Genomic DNA, 222 nt, shown 5'->3' on the forward strand with positions numbered 1-222 from the left:
CGCTGCGCGCGGGGTATACCAGCGTGATGATCGACGGAAGTACGCTGCCTCTGGTGCAGAATATCGCATTGACGCGCGAGGTGGTGCGGATGTGCGCCGCGAACGGCGTTCCCGTGGAGGGTGAGCTGGGCCGTGTCGGTGGCAAGGAGGACGACCTCGAGTGCTCGGAAACTGGCTACACCGACCCGGACGAGGCCGAGCGTTTTGAGGTGGAAACGGGGG

The 222-nt window shown here is 65.3% G+C and carries 1 protein-coding gene; it reads left to right on the forward strand.

Going from position 1 to position 222, the window contains the following annotated elements; translation table 11 throughout:
- Window positions 1-26: 26 nt before the first annotated feature.
- The coding region (locus tag HJV72_RS19170) for a class II fructose-bisphosphate aldolase (protein WP_243765714.1) at window positions 27-222 on the forward strand (196 nt) is incomplete at its 3' end.

The sequence above is a fragment of the Extibacter sp. GGCC_0201 genome (assembly GCF_017566055.1).
GTDB lineage: Bacteria > Bacillota > Clostridia > Lachnospirales > Lachnospiraceae > Extibacter.